Consider the following 2,513-nt stretch of genomic DNA (forward strand, 5'->3'; position numbering starts at 1 on the left):
TGAGAAGGTGTTCTTTTAAAAAAAGAGGTGATTTTTTTAACAGGATTTTAATTTTTATATCCTATCTTATTTAAAAAATCTACTTTGAAAATTTGAGAACCTGCATATAATATTAAAGAGCCCATAAAATAAGCAAAGTAAAAAGCAAAATCTATAAGTTGCGATTCAAACTGTGAAAGTTTAAAATGGCTTTTGCAAAAGGGAATAAAAATTCCATTACTTGCTGCTACAAAACCCCAAAAGAAAAATACAGAAATTATTACTGACAGTGCTGAAGTTCCATAATTTTTCTTTTCCATAATTTCCCCTATTGTAAAAATAATGGCTGCAAATTACAGAGGTCTGATACAATTTCCAAAAACAAGTGGCACGAGTTATCCATTATATGTGGAGTGATGATGAAAAACTTGATTTTCATGCTCTAGCAAGAAATATTAATGAACAAAAAAAGCATTTAAACAAAAGATGGGAATGCAGTAAATTTGCAAATCAAAAAAACTGAACCAATGAGCACACAAGCACTCGATACCCCCACACAAACAGAAGTAGATTTTCTTCCTTTGCACGGTACTGACTATGTAGAATTTTATGTAGGCAATGCCAAGCAAGCTGCCCATTTTTATAAAACGGCATTCGGCTTTCAAAGTCTTGCCTATGCTGGGCCTGAGACAGGTGTACGAGATCGTTCATCGTATGTTCTAATTCAAAATAAAATGCGTTTGGTGCTTACCACTCCTCTCACGCCCAATGGTGATATCGCTGAACATTTGAAACTACATGGCGACGGTGTAAAAGTTTTGGCATTGATGGTGGAGGATGCCTATTCAGCATTTGAAGAAACTACCACACGCGGCGGCAAACCTTATATGCAACCCCAAACTCTCAAAGATGACAATGGCGAAATACGCTTGTCGGGCATACATACTTATGGTGACACGGTGCACATTTTTGTAGAACGCAAAAATTATAAAGGTGTGTTTATGCCGGGGTATAGAGAATGGAAATCGAATTATAATCCCGAACCAGTAGGATTAAAATATGTAGATCATTGTGTAGGCAATGTGGGATGGAACGAAATGAATCCTTGGGTGAAATTTTACGAAGACGTGATGGGTTTTAGAAATATACTTTCGTTCGACGACAATGATATCTCGACAGAATACTCAGCATTAATGAGCAAAGTAATGAGCAATGGAAATGGATTTGTAAAATTCCCCATCAACGAACCTGCTGAAGGAAAAAGAAGATCGCAGGTAGAGGAATATTTAGATTTTTATTTGGGTCAAGGTGTTCAGCACGTGGCCATCGCTACCGACGATATAGTAGGCACGGTAACTCAAATGGTAGCAAGGGGCGTAGAGTTTTTGAGCATCCCCGATAATTATTATGAAAGTATCCTTGATCGAGTAGGTCCCATTGATGAGGATTTGGAACCACTTCGCCGTTTGGGTATATTAATTGATAGGGACGATGAAGGTTATCTGTTACAAATTTTCACCAAGCCCGTTGAAGATAGGCCGACACTATTTTTTGAAATTATACAACGCAAAGGAGCACAATCTTTTGGCAAAGGAAATTTCAAAGCATTGTTTGAAGCACTGGAACGCGAACAAGATAACAGAGGAAATTTGTAAATATTATAATAGTTTGAGAATATATATATTAATAATTAGTTTGGTACTATGCTGTACAATTGCCCAGGCCGCAAAAAAAGACAGTACTTTTTTCAAACACCAAACTGGATATGGCCTTTCTATATATCTGAAAACTTCGCAGAACGGAACTATTATTAACGGCACTTTAAATTACAATATGCGGTATCATTTTAAAATGCTTAGCCATAATAGCTCACTTTCAGCTAATATTAACACAGGGGTAGGCATTCCTGGTTTAAGTTATGGCTTTGTAGTTTTATCAAGTTTCTTCCAGTTTCATCTGCCAATTACAATTAATTATAACATAGGAAATGGAGCTTCCAAAAATTCTAGCCAGACCACTGGGGCATACGTGGGAGCAGGCCCATGTTTAGATTTTATAGCGGCCCCTTACAGTCTCCGAGAAAATGCTCTTTCCATCGGCCCTGTAGTTAACGTTGGTTTTCGTTTTGGAGCAAGTAATGGCGACGACAATGACGCTAAATACGACTTGCGTTTCTCGTACATGTCTACCTTAAATAAAAATGGTAAAGGCTTAAGTGATATTTTGGGGATTAACTTCTTTTATAGTTTTTAATTACAGATTACGTCGTTTTACCTTTTGGAAAGTTTGAAACTTTCCAAAAGGTAAAGGATTTTTAGAGGTGGTCGCGATAGATGATTTGAAAACTCAACCCAAGCCTGTGCGTAAGCAGATTTGCCAAATGTGCACTGCAAAAAAATAGCCCACGATTTACATCATGGGCCATTTATACCGAAACTCAATATATAATAGTCCAAAAGAAAGGGACTAATCCCCCGCATCCCGATAATTATCGGGATTAAGCGGGGCTTTCGGGATGTAGTTCGGCATTACCA

The 2,513-nt window shown here is 37.4% G+C and carries 2 protein-coding genes and 1 pseudogene; 2 read left to right on the forward strand and 1 reads right to left on the reverse strand.

Annotation, left to right across the window (positions count from 1 at the left end; translation table 11 throughout):
- Positions 1-53: 53 nt before the first annotated feature.
- Positions 54-299, reverse strand: a pseudogene (locus SGJ10_02825) (MFS transporter).
- Between the two features lie 207 nt (positions 300-506).
- Here SGJ10_02825 and hppD point away from each other — a divergent pair.
- Together hppD and SGJ10_02835 are read left to right on the forward strand one after the other, a co-directional pair.
- Positions 507-1,634, forward strand: a complete 1,128-nt coding sequence (hppD, locus tag SGJ10_02830; GenBank protein MDZ4757060.1) for a 4-hydroxyphenylpyruvate dioxygenase — start codon at positions 507-509, stop codon at positions 1,632-1,634.
- Between the two features lie 13 nt (positions 1,635-1,647).
- Positions 1,648-2,232: a hypothetical protein gene (locus tag SGJ10_02835; protein ID MDZ4757061.1), complete on the forward strand. Its 585-nt coding sequence runs from the start codon at positions 1,648-1,650 to the stop codon at positions 2,230-2,232.
- Positions 2,233-2,513 lie beyond the last annotated feature (281 nt).

It is taken from the genome of Bacteroidota bacterium (assembly GCA_034439655.1).
GTDB lineage: Bacteria > Bacteroidota > Bacteroidia > UKL13-3 > UKL13-3 > CANJUD01.

Coding starts and splice junctions, on each gene's coding strand:
- hppD (MDZ4757060.1), top strand. CDS start 507: ATGAGCACACAAGCACTCGATACCCCCACACAAACAGAAGTAGATTTT.